Genomic DNA, 20,115 nt, shown 5'->3' with positions numbered 1-20,115 from the left:
TATATCGAACTCACGTTAACCAAGAAAACATTCCAAGCCATGTGGTCGACGCCATCATCAATATGCTTAGTTGCAAAGAAAAAGGTTGCCAGATCAGTTTTGGCATTTTAGTGGTACCAAATATCGTTAAATTTTACAGTACCACTAAAAATAATGGCTGTCACTGTACACCCCTGGACAGTAATAGACAGTAAAATGGCTATTTATCTAGTGTTTAGTGAAGTATTTGGACTGGATGAGATGGTATTGGATGGTGTGGTGGTGGAGACGGCGGGAATCGAACCCGCGTCCGTAAACCCTCCACTCTCGGATCTACATGCTTAGTTCACCTACTGTGTTTAACTTGGTTTAGCCCGGCAAACATGGCACCACCTTGCGAGTCTGCTTTAGTTTTAGCGTTTAATGCACAGACACATTAAAGCGCGAGCTTATATTAAGGTGAACGTTGAAAATCTGGGTCTATAAGCAAACTCAGGCAACGTCGATGAGCTGGTGTTTAGGCAGCAATTGCAGTAGTTTTTGCAACGATTGCATCGTTAGCAACTACTACATCATCGTTGGCAGCTTTAGCTTCGCCAATTATAAAAGTAATATCTCTGATTAACGAGTGTAGATATCATCACTCGGCATGCCCCTTAAGTTTTGCAATCCACGTCGAAGCCATGTCGTCCCCTTAAGAAGATCCCTGATTATAAGGGAAAAGAAGTAATATTTCAAACCCTACCTGCATTATCTACCATCAATTAAGCCCAAACCAATCATAGATTTCAGCACATAAAATAATTTCATCGGCCTCTATCAAAGCAACTAGTCTAATTTACGGGCTAAGACTCAGCCTCAGCAGCCTTAATTTTTTCCTGTTTTAAGCTATCTTGGTCACTAAAAGAATTACAATTTGAGCTACTTAAAGCATACATACGCAACACCGAACGATAAGCACCTTCAACAAAGATTTCATCAATCAAGACCGATTCAGGTATAAAGCCCGCTTTCTTATAAACATGTATGGCTTTTTCATTACGTTCATCTACAAGTAAATACACCTTATGCAGATTTAATACATTAAAGGCATAACCCAGAACTTGCTCAGTCGCTTGTAGAGCGTAACTGCGCCCTTGATAATTAGGGTCAATCAATACGGTATATTCAGCATTGCGATGGATGTAATCAATTTCCAGCAACTCAACAAGACCGACGATATTATTATCTGAGTTTTCGATAATAAAACGACGCTCTGATTGATCATGAATATGTTTATTATAAAGCTCTTCAAGTTCGACAAACGATTCGTAAGGCTCTTCAAACCAGTAACGCATCACACTAAAATTATTATTCCAGCGATGAACCAAAGCTAAGTCACTTTTCTCTAGCGCACGCAGGTGTATACGATCAGCATCCACACACTATCCTCTTTTTACCCAATAACAAAGATATATCCAACAACATATATTAAGCATATACCAGCTAAATCAAGCTTATGCAAATGCAATCGCCCCTTTTGCAACGCCTTCAAATGCTTTAACTTTAAATTCTGATAAGGGATACTGAGCCTTTAATTCTTGTGCAATAAATTCAGCAATACACTCGACCGTTGTATCTGAATTTAAAATTTCACAATTTGTCTTTAAAATTTTTAGTTCAAATAAGCCTTGCTCAGACCGATAAGCAAAACGATAAAAATCATCATTTTCACCGCTCAAGCTTAACATAGCAGAGTTTTCTATTGATATTTTCTCACATAAATCTTCCTGTGAGCCGAGATAAATATCACACCAGCGCGCTGCCCATTTTTTTTCTTCAAACAAATTTCTTTGGCCATTTTCATAAATTTCTATCGTTGAGCGGTGGCCATGCACCATGCGCTGACAGTCGCCAAAATGATGCTTTAAACCGTGTGTATAATGATAAAGTTCGCCTTTAATCACTTCTGCCCGTAAATTAACTTTTACCTTATAAACATTCTCAGGAACAGCAGCTTCTAATATAGGCAACAGGTAGGCTTTAACACTAGCAAATGTCACCCTTTCACTCTCTAATATAGTCACTGCTTGCTCGGGTGCATTATACTCAAAGGTCTGGGCACCTTGATAACGCACCTGACATTGATGATCAACACTATCAATCACTAAGCCAGGTTGATAGCGCGCAAGCACAAATTTATGATCAACCGTACTGTCAATAACCTGCTTAAGCTGCTTTTTAACGTGGGAAAAGTCAAAAACCATATTCTCTGGATTTAAATCGCCATATAACTCAATATCAACAATCCAACTTTCGCCTAAAATACCGCGCTCATCATGTAAATAAGAAAAATCAATCACCGTTAAGTCATCGACAAATAAACCCGCCATTGACTCTCCTCCACACCGATGACATCCATCCTATCAATTTATTTAGATTACATACAAAAGAGGCTCATTCTAGCGGTTTATCCAACCTGCTGCAATCGCTAACAAAATGCCGATAATGATTTAAATCCTCACGTAACAGCGCAAATAATAAATGGTCCACCCGCTGCCCACGCATCAACAAGTACTCTCGCAAACAACCTTCTTGCATAAAGCCAAGCTTTTTTAATAATAACTGGCTCGGTTGATTGTCTAACATGGCCAGTGCAACCAAGCGCTCGAGTTTAAAATAATGAAAAGCCCAAGGAATCAGTAGACATAGCGCTTCAAACATCAAGCCCTGTCGGCTATGGTCTGCATCAATATGGTAGCCGATCTCCGCCTGACAAATGGGTTCAACCAGTACCTGGGCAATATGACACATACCAATCAGTCTCTGCCCTAAGTAACAGCCAATGCGAGCTGCACGCTTTTCTTGATATAAAAACTGATTTTCTGTTAATAAATTCGCCAAATCTTCAGCATCACCCGTCTCTAATAGACGCAAGCTCAGCTGATCGCAAGAGTGATTAATTATTGATAATCCCATACTAACTTAACCCGTGGTGCAACCGCACATAGTAACGCATAAGGAACCACCCCCACATGGTGAGCAACACGCTCCACCGGTAAGTCATCTCCCCATAAAACCACTTCATCGCCAACTTTCGCATCTGGACACAGTTCAAGATCAATCGTGATCATATCCATCGATACACGACCAATCAATGGCGCTTCAACCCCACAGACAAGAGTCGGAGTGCCATCAGGCGCTGTGACCGGGTAACCATCGCCATAACCGATGGCGACAACACCAACACGCATCGGCCCTGAGCATTGCCAGCACCTGCCATAGCCGATATAATCTCCCGCCTGATAGTCTTTCACACTGATCAAGTGTGAGCGTAGACTCATTACTGGCCGCAGACCTTCGTCTATCCCTGACTTTTTACCTTGCCAAAGCCCCACCCCATACAACAAACCTCCTGGGCGGACAATATCCACACAAGACTCAGGGCAATTGAAAATCGCTGCACCATTGGCAATACTTTTTTCAGCAACCAGCTCCCGAGTCACGTCCATAAAATGCTTTAATTGCTTTTGCGTATAGGAAAAATTCGTATCAGATGCAGAAAAATGGCTCATTAATTTAATTTTTTTAACGTTTACACAACGCGTTAAGCGTTGATATAATATGCTTGCCAGCTGTGCTGGAAAACCTAAGCGCCCGAGCCCAGTATCAAGTTTTAACCAGACAGTAATAGGTGCGTTAAGCTGAACCCGCTCTAATGCCAATATCTGGCCTTCTTCATGCAAGACCATCTCTAAGCCATGCTTTGCAACGAGCTCAAGCTCAGAATCCTGGAAAATACCTTCCATTAATAAGACAATCGTTTTAACTGCCATCCTCACCAAAGTCATCGCTTCTTCTATAGTCGCAACGCCTAAATAATCAACATAAGAAGCAAGAACACGCGATGCATCCTCAAGCCCATGACCATAAGCATTGGCCTTGACCACGCCAACCACTTGGCAGCCCGGCGCATGAGCGCGAATATGATTTAAATTATGCAGTAATGCATCACGACTAAGATGTGCCTGAGTCTTGCGTGCCATCAATACCCTATTACTTTTGCTTAACTTCCATCAATTCTTCAACTTTCAGTATAGAGCCTGAATAATAAAAATGCGCTTTCACTTTAAAAATAAAAACGATAAAACATCCTATTTTTAAAGCTATAAATACAGCGATATAATACAGCACAGTTTAGATAAATATAAAATGTCAGATAATTGTTAATCTAATATCTGCCTGATCATAATCTGGTAACGACGATAGATTTTAATTATTAATAATTAAGCGACCATCGTCACAATCAACTCGTAACAAACAACACAGGCAAAAGCGACACCAACTCCAAGCAACGCTTTTTCAAAACCTTTTTCTTGGTGCTCTTCACTATTATTATCATTATTAGATTTATTAGATTGTAGAGAGTTTTCATTCGCCGCCTGCGAGCGTGCTGCAGCCACATTATCTACCGGTGCATTTTTTTGATACAGTGGCGGCTCATTATAAAAGCCAGCCCACCAACCTTCAGTCCAAGCATCAAATGCAGTTGTCTCCTGATCTGGATCATTCGGATTATCAGCTTCTAGCTGCTCATTTTGAGCCGCATCATAACCCGACATCCATTCACTGGCATAATCAGTCACTTGCGAATGAAGTAGTAGTTCGAGTTCACCTTGCTGCTGATTCATAACCCATCTCCTTATCTTTAGCTTTAACAGATTCAATTCAATACACCCAATGCATTTGATAAACTTAGACTTAATGAGCATAAGTAGCAAAACAGGTATACCCAGTATAAAGTTGTGCAAACGCACAAACTGTGGGAGATCTCTTATATACGCTAAAGAAAATCTTAAGCCTTGCTACAGATTTTGTCCAATTTGGTGACTCCCTTGTAATATAGTAAGTTTATCTAATTTAACTCTTTAATTTCATAAAAAAATCAATAATTAATCTATTTAAAAAAATTAAATACAAAGATTAAAAATTAAATTTTATGACTAAATATCATAGACTAATAAACTAAATGCACGTTAATAAAAAAACAGCCTCAAAAAAGAAGGGCTGTTTTTTATAATCATAATTTAAGACTAAAAAAACGATTGCTTTATTTTATAAAACAGCACAGCAAGGGCCATTGGATTCAGACTTCTCTTGCACCTCTTGTATCACCTCCAGCTCCGGCGTCGAACCTGACGGTACCAAAGCTAAAGCCACTGTCGCTTCATTGTCAAAAAACAACCGAGATTCTCTTCCTCCTACAAGTCCAGACTCTCTCCCCTCCCGAAGTCCCTGATACCTTCTTCCCGTCTCTCCCATATACGGATTTTCAAAGGCATTGGAGTATTGAAAAGGTGCATTAATCACCGCAGATAAATAGACCCCCATCAATAGCGGACTATCACCTGCAAAAACCAGCCCAAAATCAATCGGCATGAGCCCAAATTCAGTTGTATAAAAAAAGTTATCCGCCTTAGGGTCACCCATAAAAAAATTACGCTCGGCTAAATTAGCAAGGTATGGCTGTATTTCTTCATAACGGACTTCACGTTCGTTTTGAAAAAGTGGCATCAGCATAGCTTCTAAGCAATAGTTATCAAGATCACCAGCGGTTAAGCCTTGGATGTCAGTCAGATCTACCACCTCTGCCCGCCCAATATCTTGAATTCTATGAGAGAAACTATTGAAATTAGCGACCTCAAGTTGCGCCGAGGTGCTCACGCGACCAGGCTGATCATGTTGCTGGCGAAATAATTTCACTGCAAATTGGCCTCCAGCGCTACCACCAACCAAAACGACCTTACCAAACCGACCAGAATCAATTTTTCGAATAAAATGAAGCATAAATCCTTCATCTCCTAATTTAAGATTCCATTCCTCAAATAATATTACGCCTTTAACATAAGTATTTAAAGACCAGCACACTAAAATCAAAATAGAAAAATAAATAATTTAAAGAGGTTATAGTCAGCTCCAACGCATAACCTCTGACCAAGTATTTTCAATATCCCTTCTCAAGTTGGCCAAATCATTATAAAATGCCTAGCTTTTATGCACATAACTCCATAGTTAAGATTAAATAGATTAAGGGTGGAAGCACATGCGCTTTCCAGGCAAACGCAAAATTAAACATTACTTTCCTATCAACTCTCGTGGCAAAACCAATTGTGAGCACCCGTCCTTTAGCAAGCGTGGTAATACCTATATCACCGGTATCGCACAAGTGCTTGTCGATATTGAAGCCCATGTCGATGAATCATTACTGGGCGAGTATGGCCTACAAAAAGGCGAATCTCTCCTCATTGATGACCAAACCGCCGACAACTTATACAATTATTTAAAAAGTAATAAATTAATTATCAGCGAATACGCTGGTGGCACCATCGGCAATAGTCTGCATAATTATTCGGTTCTCGCTGATGATATCTCTGTGCAGCTCGGCGTTATGAGTAAAACCATTAGCATGCAAGATCCTGCCTATCGCTACTTGTGTAACACTAGCAGTCGTGTTGATCTAACCCACTTACAACCTGTTGATGGACCCATTGGCCGTTGTATCACACTGATCACCCCCGATGGTGAGCGCAGTTTTGGTATTAACTCCGGCGTCATGAATCAGCTGACTGCCGACTATATTAATGAAGAAATCATTCAAAAGACGGTCCTATTAGGCATTTCTAGTTATATTCTGCGTGATGAGAGCCTACCCATATTCAAAGCGACACTCAAGGCGGTAGAACTTGCTAAAAAGCACCACATTCCGGCTGTCTTAACCTTAGGCACCCAGTTTTTAATTAATGAAAAACAATCATTTTTCTATGATTTTATTAAAGACTATGTCTCTATTATCGCCATGAATGAAGATGAAGGTTATGCTCTCACCGGCCATAAAGACCCCTTACTCGCCAGTCGAGCAGCCCTAGAGATTACTGACTTAGTCCTCACCACGGTTGGCCCACAAGGCTTATACCTAAGCGGTTATACGGATCAAGCTACAGCACGTCGCACCTCCAACCCACTTCTTTCTGGCACCATCAGCAACTTTAACGAATATGAATTCAGCCGCCCAATGCGTCAAGCCGACTGCCAAAACCCATTACAAGTCTTCGCGCATATTAATCCCTATATGGGCGGTCCTGAAAAAATTCACAATACCAATGGGGCTGGAGATGGTGCCTTAGCTGCGCTCTTTCATGATATTGCTGCCAATCATTACCATCACACCGTATTGCCTAATTCAAGCAAACACGATCGACCTTATCTGACCTATTCATCCTTCTCCCAAGTCTGCAAATATGCGAACCGTGTAAGTTATGAGGTCCTTGCGCAAAATGCTACGCGACTCTCACGTGGTCTTCCTGACCGTGAAGATAGCCTCGAGGAAAGTTATTGGGAACGCTAACCGCCTTCCCAAGCCCCATCAACAGCCTAACTCTCAATCTTTCAATTATAAACTTAACCTAACACGTCAGCTTATCTATCTCTTGCTTTTTATATTTACGCCCTTATCTTATAGGGTGATGACTAAAACAGAGGATCTTATATGTATCAACAGCAGTCAACAGTTCAGCGCAATACCTCGCTGTTAGCCAACCATAAGGTATTAAGAAGCACCTACTTTTTGCTTTCTTTAACACTATTGTTCAGTGCCGCAACCGCTGGCTGGGCTTTAGTGAACCATGCAACTCCCGTCAATCCAATTCTAAATTTAATTGTCAGTTTCGCCTTGCTGTTTGCAACGATGAAACTACGTAATAGCAGCTGGGGTATCGTCACTTTATTTGGCTTTACTGGCTTTTTTGGCTATGCACTTGGCCCTGTACTTAATTTTTATATCACCCAATTCAGTAATGGCAGCGCCTTAGTCTTAAGTGCCTTGGCAACAACAGGAGTGACTTTCTTTGTAATGTCAGCCCTTGCAATCGCCAAACCTCAAGCCGTTACACGCTTAGGTGGCGTCTTGATGGCAGGGCTAATCGTCGTTGTCATTGCCAGCTTGCTTAACCTGTTTTTACACTTACCTGCCCTACAGTTAGCCATTAGCATCATCGCCGCATTAGTTTTTGCTGGCTTTATTGCTTGGGATACCCAACGTATTATCTCAGGTGGTGAGACTAATTATATTATGGCTACCATGAGCCTGTACTTAAATATTGTGAATCTCTTTATGAGCCTTCTGCAAATATTTGCTGCATTCTCTGGCCGCGACTAAATCACAATTTCATTATTATTACGATCAATATTGACAAATAAAGCCCCTAGATTATCGGGGCTTTTTTATGGTTTCACTCAGCTATACAGTGCTACTCAGCTCATCAAAGTAGCAATTTATTTATAGCCTCTTTATATAACCTATTTAAAATTATTTATATAATTATTTGAAATATAAGGCTCTATTTTTATGAAGGCAGAAAAATTGCTATTAGGATCATTATACTTTGTAACTTATATTTAGCATATTTAACAAAAAGTCTTGACAGAATAAATGATAATGATTATTGTTTAGATATAGGCTTTATCACTCAAAGCCGTACACCCCTAGACGGAGCGATCTTCTACCCCAAGGTCGCTTCTTCTTTTTCATACCCTAAAGCAAAAACGCTTAACCAAAATATTCTACTTTTTGCTGATCATTATTTTTAAATACTAAAGCGATTAAAACCGATAGGATAAACCAAATGATAATAAATCCGTGCTAGCCACCTTATTTAACATCACAGGTGTTGGTTCAGCGTTTTTAGCTAACCCTTCCGGCTGATCACCAAAAGTATGGCTATAAGATAGATTGACACCAATCGCAGCTGTCAACGAATAACCCAAGCCTAAAGCAACTTTAGGCTGTAGCGCATTACTAGAATCCAACTGATTGGGAAATAAATTGCCCTCTGTTTGCTGGTCGATATAAGCCAAGCCCAACTTGCCAAAAACATTCCAACGTGCACCCAATTGATAAGATAACACGCCTAATAAATCTGCCGAGGCACCTTGATAAGTTAAGCTGGTATTTGCAGATTGATAACAACTACTCGCATAACTCGCCAAACCAAGCTCAGCACCATAGCGTAATTGTCGTCCACCAAATAAATACCCTGCAGATAAACGACCTGACAAGCCACCATAATGATGGTCTAATCCATTCGCCGAGCCAGTTGCCAATTTGCCATAACCAACCTGGCTCTGCACATAAGGGCCAGTACTAGCAAATATAGGTGCCATCATAAAAAAAGCGTAGATTCCTAGCCACTTTTTCATCACAGCCTCCTCGTCTCATTCTAAATTAAGCTAACACGGGCAAAACGGCGTTTGCCCACTTGCATAACATAAGCTGCACCTGCAAGCATAACAAGGCTCTTATCTTCAACACGCTCACCATCAATGCGTACAGCCCCTTGCTGAATCATCCGTATCGCTTCAGACGTACTGCCCACGAGGTTTGCCGCTTTTAATATATTGCCAATTGCCATCTCACCACCGGTAGCGACAGTCACTTCTGGCATATCTTCAGGCAACACCCCTTTTTTAAAACGATTGACAAATTCATCATACGCCGCCGCTGCAGCGTGTTCTGAATGAAAACGCGCGACTATCTCTTTGGCCAAAGCAACTTTTGCATCACGTGGATTCATGCCTTCTGCCACAGCTTGCTCTAAGGCTTTAATCTCTGCCATCGGCTTAAAACTCAGCAATTCATAATAGCGCCACATTAACTCATCAGAAACAGACATCATTTTGCCAAACATCTCACTGGCCGATTCTGCTATACCAATATAATTCCCTAAAGATTTAGACATTTTTTTCACACCATCCAAACCTTCCAGTAATGGCATGGTAATGATTGTCTGCGGGCGCTGACCATATTGTCGTTGCAATTCACGTCCCATCAATAAATTAAATTTCTGATCCGTGCCACCAAGCTCAATATCTGCTTTCATAGCAACAGAGTCATAGCCCTGAACCAAAGGATAAATAAACTCATGAATCGCAATCGGTTGATTATTGCCATAGCGCTTAGCAAAATCATCACGCTCAAGCATACGCGCCACCGTATAACTTGAGGCTAACGCGATCATATCCGCTGCAGTTTTTTGGCCCATCCATTCTGAATTAAACAGAATCTGTGTTTTATCTTCATCAAGGATTTTAAATACTTGTGATGTATACGTCGCTGCGTTTTTTTCAACTTGCTCAGCAGATAAGGGCTGGCGAGTGATATTTTTACCTGTCGGGTCACCAATAGTTGCAGTAAAATCACCAATTAAAAATAAAATTTCATGCCCGAGATCTTGCAGCTGACGCATTTTATTTAACACCACCGTATGGCCTAAGTGTAAGTCGGCTGCTGTTGGATCCATACCCAATTTCACTCGCAAAGGCGTCCCTGCTGCTAATTTTTTAACTAACTCATCTTCAACAATGATCTCATCTACACCGCGTTTGATAATTTCTAACGCCTGGGCCACCTCAGACATGAACAATTCCTCATTTATACGTGTTTATACTTGCCGACTTGTTTAAATAGCGTCTAACTTTAAATTACAACCATAACATTAACATTGAACCGAGACCCTCACAGACTCTCATGGGTAGTTCTGCATGAAAAAACAGCTAAAGCTTCCCATCATTGCAATCACACTCAGCATAAGCTTTTTTATTGCTATGCTCGGCTATCTATTATTGTTCAGGGATGATACCACAAGCCCTGCAAGGGCTAAAGTAAACCTGCCCATAGCCAAGCCCGCACAAAATGCCATCGCTCAAGCGTTAAAGGCCAACCAAAATCCGGTCACCATTTCAGCCAAACAAGATCATGCGCTACAAGTACTCAGAGATATTGAAGACACCGATGCAGATTGGCAAAGCTTTACTGTGGGTCCAGGTGATAGCTTGTATTCAATCCTTAAAGACATCGGTTTACCTAAAAGCACTCTCGCCGCCTTAAAAAAAGCGCAACACTTTAAACAGCTCAGCCAGCTAAAACCGGGCCAGACGATCGAATTTCTCATTGACTATAAAGAAGATAATGACCAAGGCGAACTGGATAAACTGCGTTACTCCCTGGATAAACTCAACTACATTTTGCTAAAGCGTAGTGAAGCCGGCCACTTTCAAAGTGAAACAATATCACTGGCTACAGAAGTTGAACGCCGTTATGCAACAATAGAAATAAAAAACTCACTCTATTACGATGGCCAAAAGCAAGGGGTGAGTGACCGTTTAATTCATCAGCTCATCGACATTTTTGGCTGGGAAATTGACTTTGCCCGTGACCTACGCTCCGGTGATCGCTTTAGTTTTCTCTATGAGGTTTTTAAATACGAAGGCAAAAAAGTAAAAACCGGTAATATTATTATCGCAGACTTTAACCATAAAAATAAAATTCTCACCGCCATCCAGTACATCGATCCACGGGGCAATATTGGCTATTACAATAAAAAAGGCATCAGCCTAGAACGCGCCTTTATCCGCCACCCAGTAAAAGCACGCATTAGCTCACGTTTTAATTTAAAACGCTTGCATCCAGTGCTTAAAGTACGCCGTCCACACCGTGGTGTGGACTATGCTGCACAACGTGGCACACCGATCAAAGCCACTGGTAATGGCCGCGTTAAATATGTCGGTCGCAAAGGTGGCTATGGTCGGGTGATTGTCATTCAGCATGGTCCTCGCTATACAACACTGTATGCACACCTTAAGCGCTATGCTTCAGGTATTCATCGTGGTAGCATAGTCAAACTCGGCCAGACCATTGCTTATGTAGGTAGCTCAGGCGTGTCAACAGGACCTCATTTACATTATGAATTTCGCATCAATGGTGTGCATCGCAACCCGATTACCGTCGCATTGCCTAAAGCACGGCCAATTGCTAAAAAATACCGCCAGGATTTCTTAAATAAAGCACAAACACTGTTAAGCCAACTTGAGTATCAAACTCGTATTGAGGTTGCACAAAAACCATGACGACTCACCATTATATTGGCCTCATGTCGGGTACTAGCCTAGACAGCATTGATGCTGTCCTCGTTAAAAGTACAAGTAACACATTCATACTTATTGACAGCCTTAGTCATCCTATTGATGCAAAATTAAAGCAAATCGCCATAACCGCACCGACACAAGAGCATATCAGTTGGCAAGATTACCTCTACCTTGACGTTGAACTTGGTCGCACATTTGCCAAAGCGGCCAATGCGTTAATTCAAAAACACCCAGACTTAGCCATCCGGGCCATTGGCTCTCACGGGCAGACCTTATTTCATGCACCATCTGGCACTCACCCTTCATCGATTCAGCTCGGTGATGCCAATATCATCGCCAGCCAAACAGGAGTGACAACCATCAACGACTTTCGTCGCCGTGATATTGCCCTCGGCGGGCAAGGTGCGCCACTGGTTCCAGCCTTTCATCAGGCTGTATTTAAATCTGAGACTGCCACACGTATTATTTTAAATATCGGCGGCATTGCCAATATCAGCGTACTCAAGCCAACAGAACCGACCTATGGCTATGATAGCGGCCCAGGCAATATGTTAATGGATGCGTGGATAAAACAGCACAAAAATAAAAGCTTTGATAAAAATGGCCAATGGGCTCAATCTGGTACCGTGATTCCAGAATTATTAACCACATTGCTTCAAGAACCTTTCTTTAAGTTAATGCCACCTAAAAGTACCGGGCGTGAGCTCTTCAATTTAAGCTGGTTACAGCCTTATCTTAAAAGCCATTATACTATTGAAGACACTCAGGCTACATTGCTGGCACTCACCTGCCAATCAATCAGTGACACGATAAAACGAGAAGCATCATCAGGTGAAATCTATGTATGTGGCGGCGGCACGCATAATCACTATTTGATTAAAAACCTAGAAAAATTACTACCTGATTTTACCATGCAAACAACAAGCACCTTAGGCATCGACCCCGACTGGGTGGAAGCGGTCGCCTTTGCTTGGCTTGCCAAGCAAACCCTAGAAAAAAAGCACAGCAATTTACCTCAAGTTACAGGTGCCAAAAAAGAAAGTATACTTGGTGGGGTTTACTACCCATAATAGCCCATAAATTAAAAAATAAATAAAAACAATTAATTTAGTTGCAAGTTAATTTAAATTTATCTTCTTTAACCAAGAAAATTACCACTTAAAATAATCAATGTATACAGATATAAACTACAACTTATATCAATAACTATTTATTTAAAGTTTATTTTAAATTAACACGATGCTTTCAATTTTAAACGTATCATAGTCATTGTTAAAAACATACCTCTCTCAATAAAACACGGACATAAGGAAATAAAGTTTCATGAAATTTGGTCAAATATTAAAACTGGTTCGACCTGGAGATTTAAGCTCTATTAATATAAATACTCTAAAAATGTTAGGTGACAGGTATATGGAAAAATATCCACAACCTAATTATTGGGGTAACCACAATCAGCAAGATAAAGCTAAAGAACTAACTCAATTCCATGCCGATAATCCATATGCGACACCAAAAGAATGCTGTCAGCAATTAATAACTGTTATGCAAGAACTTAAAAATGCAAATGGTTGGCTTGCAACAAAAACCACTGATTTATTAAATAAAGCATTCAAGACACATGTACCAACAAGCCATATCATTACTGGAGTTAACCCTCAAATAAAACTTCGTGATGTCAAGGATATTGCTAGGGACTTTAGTGTAATACTTCATACTCTAACTAGAGCAGAAGAAGAACAATCGCAGGAACAGGAACAGGAACAGGGAGAGATGATACTACAAGTACCAGGAGGACTAGGTCCAGTACGATTAATCCAGCAACGATCACCATCACTATCACCAGAATTTGCGCCAACAGACTGGCAGGCAGGGTCAGTACGTAGACCCACAGCAAGTTATCTTGGAACAGATTTATTTTTAAACCAACCAGCAGCAGAAGACCCTGACATAGTTACTCCTGATCAAGGTTATGAGCCATAACCAGAGTAACTAAGCCATCCATAACTACTATTCCAATTAAGTTAAACCCTCGCGTTCAAAATTATGATCGCAAGCCTGGCAGCTAACCTGTTCATCTAGGACTTAACAATTAGGATGATATAACAAGGAAGTAAGATCTTATGAGATTTAACCAAATACTAGCATCAATTCGCCTTGGAGACTTACACTCTATTAGTGCAAAAACACTCAACACTCTAGGTCAGCGCTACCTAGAAAAATACCCTGAATGCACTCGCCAACACAGCCATCAGGATAAAGCCCAAATATTAATTAACTTCGCCAATGACAATCCTCATGCCGCACCCGAACAATGCTGTAGAAAATTTGTCGACGTATTATCAGAACTTCCAGAAATCAAAGGTTGGCTAGCAGAAAAAATCCTGGCTCTCCTAGGTAAAGCACTTCATCTTGATATCATAGCAGCCATCCTCCATGAAGATAGCCGGCTGTTTCTAGAACCAAAGCAATTTGCTCAGCACTGTAATCACTTCCTTCAGCGCCATATCGACGAACACGGCACAGAACTACAGCCCTTATTAAGAAAATCCTACAGTACAACAAATTTAATGGAACAAAGCGCCGATATTATGCCTGCTCCTCGACCTGGCAGTAACAGCTGCGATATTTAATAACCTTTTTAACGTCGCTTTCTATGACGCTGTCCCTGGGGCTTTCTTGATGAACCTTGCTTTTTCTTCGGCATCTCAGGAATAGGAAAATTTACTGATTCAGCCAACTTATCCAAGGCTTTACTCTCAATATATTCCCACTTACCTCGAGGCACCCGACGCGGCAAGCTTACGCTACCATAACGCACCCGCATCAGGCGGCTAACTTTCACCCCCTGCGACTCCCACAAACGACGCACCTCACGATTACGCCCCTCACGCAGCACCACATGGTACCAACAATTCGCCCCATCACCGCCTTTATACTCAATACGATCAAACGCCGCCGGACCATCCTCAAGTTCAACACCTTCTTTGAGGCTAATAATAGTCTCATCCGTCACCTCACCCAACACACGCACTGCATATTCACGTTCAATTTCATAACGCGGGTGCATAAGGTGATTCGCTAACTCACCACTGGTTGTAAATAATAACAAGCCACCGGTATTAATATCCAAGCGCCCGACCATAATCCAGCGTCCTTGCTTAACACTTGGCAGATGATCGAAAACCGTCTTACGACCCTCAGGGTCGTCTCGTGTACACACCTCACCCTCTGGCTTATTGTAAACAATCACCCGAGGACGCTCTGCTTTTTGAATCAGCTTCACCAATCGACCATCGACAATCACCTTAGCCTCAGGCGTTACCCGCATGCCTGTTTCGGCAAGCTCGCCATTGACCATAACGCGACCATCGTTAATCCAACGTTCTATCTCACGTCGTGAAGCCAAGCCCAATTGCGCCAACACCTTTTGTAATTTCTCACCCTGCTCTGTATTTTCTGTCATTCTCTTCATTACCTAATCTTGTTCGTCTTCAATCAATAATTCTGGCTGCTCTTGCTTTGTTTGAGCCCGTAAGGCTTCACGCTCGGTTTCTATTCCTGGCAGCGTTAATTCATGGCGCTTTGCCACATCCTCCAAATCACGAATTTCAGCAAGTGTCGGCATTTCATCAAGACTTTTCATGCCAAAATGCTCGAGTAATTGCTTGGTTGTCGCATACATCGCTGGACGCCCAGGGACTTCACGGTGGCCGACCACACGCACCCACTCATGGTCGATTAACGTGCGCATAATATTCGTACTCACTGCCACGCCACGCACTTCTTCGATTTCAGCACGCGTTACCGGTTGACGATAAATAATAAGTGCCAAAGTTTCTAATAATGCCCGTGAATAACGCTGTGGCTTTTCTTCCCATAAACGCGACACCCACGGGCTATATAAGGCTTTGGCTTGAATACGAAAACCCATCGCACTCTCACACAGCTCGATACTGGATGCCTGCCACTGTGCCGATAACTCAACCAGCACTGCACGAATATCATTGTCCGCAGGCTGCTGATCCTCTGGAAATAAATTTTTAAGTTCAACTAAACTCAAGCTACGTGCAGCACTAAATAACGCGGCTTCTATAATCCGAATAAGAGGTTCATTCTGCATGGGCGATTAATCTCACATGAATTAACGTGCTGGCCTCATGCTGCACCAGCTCAATCAAGGTGTTTTTTACCAGCTCTAAAATCGCCAAGAACGTCACAACGACACCCTGCCGTCCTTCAGCTAACGTAAACAAAGCAAAAAATGGCGTAAATTGCTCGCTATTTAAATGCTCTAATACCGCCCCCATGCGCTCACGCACCGATAGTGCTTCGCGCTGAATCTGGTGTGATGAAAACATTTCAGCACGTTGCATCACCTCGCGTAAAGCTGCAATCAGCTCATTAAAATCAATTTCAGGCTTAATCACTTGATGATAATTGGCCATAACGACACTATGATCTGCACTGGCCTGAAAATAGTCGCGTCCTAGTCGCGGCAACTCGTCAATCTCTTCAGCTGCCTGACGAAAACGCTCATACTCTTGTAAACGACGCACCAACTCAGCACGCGGATCCTCTTCTTCACCTTCTACAGTCTCGGGGCGTGGCAACAACATGCGTGATTTAATCTCAGCAAGCATCGCTGCCATCACCAGATATTCTGCGGCTAATTCAAACTGAACCTCTTCCATCAGACGAATATATTCCATATATTGTGCGGTAATCTTCGCAATTGGAATATCTAAAATATCCATATTCTGCTTGCGAATCAAATACAATAATAAATCCAGCGGCCCTTCAAACGCCTCAAGAAAGACTTTTAAAGCATCCGGTGGGATATATAAATCCTGAGGTACCTGTGTCACCCATTCCTCAGCAACGCGTGCAATCGGTTTGACCTCAGTCGCACCAGGCAAGATTTCAGGCAAAAGCTCAGCCATTTCATTCATAATAATCAGTGCACCATAAAGATCTCAGGATCCCCTTTACCTTGACGCAAAATCACCGGCGCACTTTCTGTCCAATCAATCACCGTTGTCGGCTCCGCATAATGAATGCCACCATCAATAATCACATCCACTATTTTACCCAAATCCATTTCTATATTAAACGGATCAGCCAAAGGTACTTCGTCATCAGGCAAAATCAAGCTGCTATTAATCAATGGCTCACCCAGTGAATCTAAGATCGCCGCAACAATCGGGTGATCAGGAAAACGTAAGCCGATCGTCTTTTTCTTCTCATGCTGTAAGCGCTTAGGCACTTCTTTGGTCGCTTTGAAAATAAAGGTATACGCCCCTGGTGTTGAACGACGCAACATACGGTATGCCACATTATCAACCCGCGCATATTGGCCCACTTCACTTAAGTCACGACAAAGTAAGGTAAAATGATGCTTTTCATCCAAACGGCGAATTCGCCGAATGCGCTCAACACCCGCTTTATTATCAATATGACAACCCAAGGCATAGCCGGCATCAGTGGGATAGACAATCACTGCCCCACGACGAATAAAGTTCACAACTTGCTCAATCAAACGTTTTTGCGGCGTCTGTGTATGTATCGCGATCATATGTGCCATAACCGCTAGCTCCTCTGTGCTTTATTTAATTTTTTATGCTCAATCACGAATAACCACCCTCTACGAATCACCCTCAGGGTCATCGCGCAAATTTCGCGCCTATTGTATAATAAGATCGGTTACAATAGGTCGACTTAAATACAAAGTAAAGAGTTTAGCATATGAAGTTTATTCTCAACATCGCTTTATTATTGGCATTTTTCATTGCCTTTAAAATGTATAATCTGTATACAGCAACAGCTGTCTTGATTATTGCCGCCTTAGTTCAAGCGCTGATCCTCTATATTACCTATCGCAAGCTCGAATTTGCCGAATGGCTAACGGTGGTTCTCATCATCGTCTTTGGCACAGCAACCTTGCTTCTTCATGATAAAGAACTGATTAAATGGAAATTCAGCATAGTCAACTGGGCCTTTGGTATCGGTATTATCATCAGTCAATACGTCGGCAAAAAGCCCATCATGCAGCGCTTACTCGACCATGCGATTACAATGAAAGCTGAAATTTGGCGAAAGCTCAACACCGCGTGGGCGATTTTTTTCTTGCTGCTTGGCTTTCTTAATATTTACATCATGTACCATTTCTCAGATAATGCCTGGGTGAATTTTAAAACCTTTGGCGACATTGGCTTAACACTCATCTTTATTGTCTGTCAGATTTTCTATCTTGCGCGCCATATCGAGCATGATAAAGAAAAACAATAATTATCAACCAATTAACCTCTAATTCACTGCTAAAACCAAGCAATAATAATGTTAATGATTACTCGTTAGGAACTACCATCACCATGTTATATAGCTTTTTTTGCTACGACCACCCTAATAGCCTTAAGAGCCGGATTAAAGCACGCCCGGCCCATATTGCGCGCCTGCACACACTACAAGCTGAAAACCGCTTAATCATCGCCGGCCCCAACCCGGCCATTGACGATGAGACTCCAGGAGATGCTGGCTTTACCGGCAGCCTAATCATCGCAAGGTTCAACTCATTACAAGAGGCACAGGCATGGGCTGATGCAGAGCCTTACCTTAAAGCCGGTGTTTACTCGCATGTTGACGTCAAACCGTTTAAAAAGGTCTTACCATCATGAGTGAAACTCGCGTTAATATGATCCGCCAACGCTTAGAACAAGCCCTATCGCCATCTCATCTTGAGGTCATAGATGATAGTCACAAGCACATCGGTCATGCCGGAGCCGCTTCAGGTGCTGGGCACTTTACTGTCGAAATCAGTGCTGCCCCCCTTAAGGGCAAGTCACGCATTTTACAACATCAAGCTATCTATCAAGCCCTAACAGATATGATGCCTACTGAGATTCACGCCTTAAGCATCAAGATATTAGATCATTAATTATTAATTACGACTAATTTATTAACCATAATTAACCATAATATTAAAAAAATAAAAAATTAAGATTAAAATAAGTAAAAATTAAGAGCTGCTATGAACTACGAAACACTGATTAATGCTTTGGACATGACAACAATCGAAAAAATGAAACACGCATTAGAAACCGGCAAGTGGGCCGATGGCAACCCCTTATCTGCACAAGAACAAGAACATTGCATGCAACTTATCTTAGCCTTTGAACAACAACATCAGCCAGATAAAGACCTTGAAGCAGATTATAATCCGCGTAAACAAACCCCCTGTGCTTCCAAACAATCTGCCAGCAACATACACATTGAACAACCGCTCATTCATATTAAAAAATAATCACAAAATCAACCCAATACACTTAGGTATACTTCACATTGACGCCCACTCTTTTTTTTGATTTTGATGGCACCTTAGCCGATAGCTTTAATACAGCGATCAGTATTATTAATATCCTTGCTGACCAATATCACTTTCAATCCATTCAACAGGATGATATTGCCATATTCAAACAACAATCCCTTGGCAAAACGCTTAAGCGACTTGGCATCAAGTGGTACCAACTACCACAAATTATTATCTCAGCCAGACAGTTATTTAACCAAAAGCTACAAGAAGTGCCTACTTTTCATTACTGGCTGCCCATTCTAAAGCAATTACACCAGAAAAATGTTCAACTTATTATCTTAAGCTCAAATAGCGAGGATAATATTCAAGCATTTCTAACTCAACACCAATGGCAACCCTATTTTAAGCAAATCATCGCCGGTAGTAGCTTATTTGGCAAAGCGCGGCTTATCCATAAAACTTGCAATCAATATAACATCAACCCCAAACATGCCTATTATATTGGTGATGAGGCACGTGATATAAAAGCGGCTAAACAACTGCAAATGACGAGCATTGCCGTAAGTTGGGGCTTTCAATGCCCAGAATTCTTACAACAATACCAGCCAGATTATTTAATTCACCATCCAGAAAAACTGCTAGAAATATTAGGTATACAGCCTGTTTAACAAAGACCAATCTAAAGCTTCACTCAACTAAACTACTCCAACTGTTCCAATACCTTATCAAAATTAAAATCATATTTTTCTAAATTTTTATTATAAAACTTTGAAAACCTCTTAAAATCTATTTTTGCTAGATCTTTTCCTTGAAATTTATTTATATACAGATCTATGTTTTTACTCGTTAATAATGACATTTCTGACTTA

24 protein-coding genes and 1 other RNA gene are annotated in these 20,115 nt (G+C 41.5%); 12 read left to right on the top strand and 13 right to left on the bottom strand.

The genetic code is table 11. From position 1 onward, the window contains the following. The coding region (locus C200_RS16080; RefSeq protein WP_211250921.1) for a hypothetical protein at nt 1-194 on the top strand (194 nt) is incomplete at its 5' end. Between the two features lie 65 nt (nt 195-259). Here the strand turns inward: C200_RS16080 and ssrA are convergent. The 7 genes from ssrA to C200_RS05515 form a co-directional block, all read right to left on the bottom strand. Beyond that, nucleotides 260-673, bottom strand: a transfer-messenger RNA (tmRNA) gene (gene ssrA / locus C200_RS14895). 151 nt (nt 674-824) lie between these two features. Beyond that, nucleotides 825-1,400, bottom strand: a complete 576-nt coding sequence (speG, locus tag C200_RS05540; protein ID WP_016210068.1) for a spermidine N1-acetyltransferase — start codon at nt 1,398-1,400, stop codon at nt 825-827. 75 nt (nt 1,401-1,475) lie between these two features. Then, nucleotides 1,476-2,351 (bottom strand): 6-carboxytetrahydropterin synthase, encoded by an 876-nt coding sequence (locus C200_RS05535; protein ID WP_016210050.1) that lies wholly within the window; start codon nt 2,349-2,351, stop codon nt 1,476-1,478. A gap of 64 nt (nt 2,352-2,415) precedes the next feature. After that, complete coding sequence (locus C200_RS05530; protein ID WP_016210054.1) at nt 2,416-2,937, bottom strand: GNAT family N-acetyltransferase; 522 nt, start codon at nt 2,935-2,937, stop codon at nt 2,416-2,418. Beyond that, nucleotides 2,922-4,004, bottom strand: coding sequence for an alanine racemase (gene alr / locus C200_RS05525; protein WP_016210069.1), 1,083 nt, complete (start codon nt 4,002-4,004; stop codon nt 2,922-2,924). Before alr ends, C200_RS05530 begins: the two co-directional genes overlap by 16 nt. Before the next feature lie 240 nt (nt 4,005-4,244). Then, nucleotides 4,245-4,649 (bottom strand): hypothetical protein, encoded by a 405-nt coding sequence (locus C200_RS05520; RefSeq protein ID WP_016210051.1) that lies wholly within the window; start codon nt 4,647-4,649, stop codon nt 4,245-4,247. Nucleotides 4,650-5,073: 424 nt separating this feature from the next. After that, on the bottom strand, nt 5,074-5,805 hold the full coding sequence (locus C200_RS05515) for a hypothetical protein (protein WP_016210073.1): 732 nt from the start codon (nt 5,803-5,805) through the stop codon (nt 5,074-5,076). Between the two features lie 256 nt (nt 5,806-6,061). Here C200_RS05515 and C200_RS05510 point away from each other — a divergent pair, with 256 nt between their 5' ends. Further along, nucleotides 6,062-7,363, top strand: coding sequence for an inosine/guanosine kinase (locus tag C200_RS05510; RefSeq protein ID WP_016210076.1), 1,302 nt, complete (start codon nt 6,062-6,064; stop codon nt 7,361-7,363). 141 nt (nt 7,364-7,504) lie between these two features. Beyond that, entirely contained in the window at nt 7,505-8,173 is a 669-nt protein-coding gene (locus C200_RS05505) for a Bax inhibitor-1 family protein (RefSeq protein ID WP_016210066.1), read from the top strand. A 443-nt stretch (nt 8,174-8,616) separates the two neighbouring features. On the opposite strand, the gene C200_RS05500 is transcribed toward C200_RS05505, so the two are convergent. After that, nucleotides 8,617-9,213 (bottom strand): outer membrane protein, encoded by a 597-nt coding sequence (locus C200_RS05500; RefSeq protein WP_032126425.1) that lies wholly within the window; start codon nt 9,211-9,213, stop codon nt 8,617-8,619. A 20-nt stretch (nt 9,214-9,233) separates the two neighbouring features. Continuing rightward, nucleotides 9,234-10,430 (bottom strand): tyrosine--tRNA ligase, encoded by a 1,197-nt coding sequence (tyrS, locus tag C200_RS05495; protein WP_016210052.1) that lies wholly within the window; start codon nt 10,428-10,430, stop codon nt 9,234-9,236. A 124-nt stretch (nt 10,431-10,554) separates the two neighbouring features. Between tyrS and C200_RS05490 the strand changes: the two genes are divergently transcribed. The 4 genes from C200_RS05490 to C200_RS14490 all read left to right on the top strand — a co-directional run bounded on the left by C200_RS05490 (nt 10,555) and on the right by C200_RS14490 (nt 14,570). Next, nucleotides 10,555-11,919: a M23 family metallopeptidase gene (locus C200_RS05490; RefSeq protein ID WP_016210064.1), complete on the top strand. Its 1,365-nt coding sequence runs from the start codon at nt 10,555-10,557 to the stop codon at nt 11,917-11,919. Next, nucleotides 11,916-13,007, top strand: a complete 1,092-nt coding sequence (locus C200_RS05485; protein ID WP_016210075.1) for an anhydro-N-acetylmuramic acid kinase — start codon at nt 11,916-11,918, stop codon at nt 13,005-13,007. Before C200_RS05490 ends, C200_RS05485 begins: the two co-directional genes overlap by 4 nt. Nucleotides 13,008-13,260: 253 nt before the next feature. Continuing rightward, a complete protein-coding gene (locus tag C200_RS05480; RefSeq protein WP_016210065.1) occupies nt 13,261-13,920 on the top strand; it encodes a hypothetical protein in 660 nt (219 codons plus the stop codon). A gap of 140 nt (nt 13,921-14,060) precedes the next feature. Next, on the top strand, nt 14,061-14,570 hold the full coding sequence (locus C200_RS14490) for a P-loop NTPase family protein (RefSeq protein ID WP_016210057.1): 510 nt from the start codon (nt 14,061-14,063) through the stop codon (nt 14,568-14,570). Between the two features lie 8 nt (nt 14,571-14,578). On the opposite strand, the gene rluB is transcribed toward C200_RS14490, so the two are convergent. Genes rluB through C200_RS05455 form a run of 4 tightly spaced genes read right to left on the bottom strand, consistent with a single transcriptional unit; the run spans nt 14,579 to nt 17,521 of the window. Continuing rightward, nucleotides 14,579-15,412 carry a 23S rRNA pseudouridine(2605) synthase RluB gene (gene rluB / locus C200_RS05470; protein ID WP_016210058.1) on the bottom strand — a complete coding sequence of 278 codons (834 nt, stop codon included), beginning with the start codon at nt 15,410-15,412 and terminating at the stop codon, nt 14,579-14,581. 3 nt (nt 15,413-15,415) lie between these two features. After that, entirely contained in the window at nt 15,416-16,060 is a 645-nt protein-coding gene (gene scpB / locus C200_RS05465; protein ID WP_016210061.1) for an SMC-Scp complex subunit ScpB, read from the bottom strand. Next, entirely contained in the window at nt 16,050-16,889 is an 840-nt protein-coding gene (locus C200_RS05460; RefSeq protein WP_016210062.1) for a segregation and condensation protein A, read from the bottom strand. The genes scpB and C200_RS05460 overlap by 11 nt, the downstream gene beginning before the upstream one ends. A 5-nt stretch (nt 16,890-16,894) precedes the next feature. Further along, the gene (locus C200_RS05455; protein ID WP_016210074.1) at nt 16,895-17,521 is read right to left on the bottom strand and encodes an L-threonylcarbamoyladenylate synthase; all 627 of its coding nucleotides are present in this window, start codon (nt 17,519-17,521) and stop codon (nt 16,895-16,897) included. 161 nt (nt 17,522-17,682) lie between these two features. Here C200_RS05455 and C200_RS05450 point away from each other — a divergent pair, with 161 nt between their 5' ends. The 5 genes from C200_RS05450 to C200_RS05430 all read left to right on the top strand — a co-directional run bounded on the left by C200_RS05450 (nt 17,683) and on the right by C200_RS05430 (nt 19,914). Then, a complete protein-coding gene (locus tag C200_RS05450; RefSeq protein ID WP_016210053.1) occupies nt 17,683-18,225 on the top strand; it encodes a septation protein A in 543 nt (180 codons plus the stop codon). Nucleotides 18,226-18,308: 83 nt separating this feature from the next. Beyond that, nucleotides 18,309-18,611 (top strand): YciI family protein, encoded by a 303-nt coding sequence (locus tag C200_RS05445; protein WP_016210060.1) that lies wholly within the window; start codon nt 18,309-18,311, stop codon nt 18,609-18,611. Then, a complete protein-coding gene (locus C200_RS05440) occupies nt 18,608-18,871 on the top strand; it encodes a BolA family protein (RefSeq protein WP_032126423.1) in 264 nt (87 codons plus the stop codon). Before C200_RS05445 ends, C200_RS05440 begins: the two co-directional genes overlap by 4 nt. Nucleotides 18,872-18,964: 93 nt before the next feature. Next, nucleotides 18,965-19,237 carry a DUF1315 family protein gene (locus C200_RS05435; RefSeq protein ID WP_016210070.1) on the top strand — a complete coding sequence of 91 codons (273 nt, stop codon included), beginning with the start codon at nt 18,965-18,967 and terminating at the stop codon, nt 19,235-19,237. A 38-nt stretch (nt 19,238-19,275) separates the two neighbouring features. Next, nucleotides 19,276-19,914 carry an HAD-IA family hydrolase gene (locus C200_RS05430; RefSeq protein ID WP_016210055.1) on the top strand — a complete coding sequence of 213 codons (639 nt, stop codon included), beginning with the start codon at nt 19,276-19,278 and terminating at the stop codon, nt 19,912-19,914. The last annotated feature ends 201 nt before the right edge of the window (nt 19,915-20,115 follow it).

The organism is Piscirickettsia salmonis LF-89 = ATCC VR-1361, assembly GCF_000297215.2.
GTDB classification, from domain to species: Bacteria; Pseudomonadota; Gammaproteobacteria; order Piscirickettsiales; family Piscirickettsiaceae; genus Piscirickettsia; species Piscirickettsia salmonis.
The sequence above is the reverse complement of the archived record's forward strand: the minus strand, read 5'-3'. Positions and strand labels throughout refer to the sequence as shown.

Bases quoted from the DNA above. Each gene is read 5' to 3' on its own strand.
- C200_RS05535 (WP_016210050.1), bottom strand. From the start codon at position 2,351: ATGGCGGGTTTATTTGTCGATGACTTAACGGTGATTGATTTTTCTTAT.
- C200_RS05530 (WP_016210054.1), bottom strand. From the start codon at position 2,937: ATGGGATTATCAATAATTAATCACTCTTGCGATCAGCTGAGCTTGCGT.
- alr (WP_016210069.1), bottom strand. From the start codon at position 4,004: ATGGCACGCAAGACTCAGGCACATCTTAGTCGTGATGCATTACTGCAT.
- C200_RS05520 (WP_016210051.1), bottom strand. From the start codon at position 4,649: ATGAATCAGCAGCAAGGTGAACTCGAACTACTACTTCATTCGCAAGTG.
- C200_RS05515 (WP_016210073.1), bottom strand. From the start codon at position 5,805: ATGCTTCATTTTATTCGAAAAATTGATTCTGGTCGGTTTGGTAAGGTC.
- C200_RS05510 (WP_016210076.1), top strand. From the start codon at position 6,062: ATGCGCTTTCCAGGCAAACGCAAAATTAAACATTACTTTCCTATCAAC.
- C200_RS05505 (WP_016210066.1), top strand. From the start codon at position 7,505: ATGTATCAACAGCAGTCAACAGTTCAGCGCAATACCTCGCTGTTAGCC.
- C200_RS05500 (WP_032126425.1), bottom strand. From the start codon at position 9,213: ATGAAAAAGTGGCTAGGAATCTACGCTTTTTTTATGATGGCACCTATA.
- tyrS (WP_016210052.1), bottom strand. From the start codon at position 10,430: ATGTCTGAGGTGGCCCAGGCGTTAGAAATTATCAAACGCGGTGTAGAT.
- C200_RS05490 (WP_016210064.1), top strand. From the start codon at position 10,555: ATGAAAAAACAGCTAAAGCTTCCCATCATTGCAATCACACTCAGCATA.
- C200_RS05485 (WP_016210075.1), top strand. From the start codon at position 11,916: ATGACGACTCACCATTATATTGGCCTCATGTCGGGTACTAGCCTAGAC.
- C200_RS05480 (WP_016210065.1), top strand. From the start codon at position 13,261: ATGAAATTTGGTCAAATATTAAAACTGGTTCGACCTGGAGATTTAAGC.
- C200_RS14490 (WP_016210057.1), top strand. From the start codon at position 14,061: ATGAGATTTAACCAAATACTAGCATCAATTCGCCTTGGAGACTTACAC.
- rluB (WP_016210058.1), bottom strand. From the start codon at position 15,412: ATGAAGAGAATGACAGAAAATACAGAGCAGGGTGAGAAATTACAAAAG.
- scpB (WP_016210061.1), bottom strand. From the start codon at position 16,060: ATGCAGAATGAACCTCTTATTCGGATTATAGAAGCCGCGTTATTTAGT.
- C200_RS05460 (WP_016210062.1), bottom strand. From the start codon at position 16,889: ATGAATGAAATGGCTGAGCTTTTGCCTGAAATCTTGCCTGGTGCGACT.
- C200_RS05455 (WP_016210074.1), bottom strand. From the start codon at position 17,521: ATGGCACATATGATCGCGATACATACACAGACGCCGCAAAAACGTTTG.
- C200_RS05450 (WP_016210053.1), top strand. From the start codon at position 17,683: ATGAAGTTTATTCTCAACATCGCTTTATTATTGGCATTTTTCATTGCC.
- C200_RS05445 (WP_016210060.1), top strand. From the start codon at position 18,309: ATGTTATATAGCTTTTTTTGCTACGACCACCCTAATAGCCTTAAGAGC.
- C200_RS05440 (WP_032126423.1), top strand. From the start codon at position 18,608: ATGAGTGAAACTCGCGTTAATATGATCCGCCAACGCTTAGAACAAGCC.
- C200_RS05435 (WP_016210070.1), top strand. From the start codon at position 18,965: ATGAACTACGAAACACTGATTAATGCTTTGGACATGACAACAATCGAA.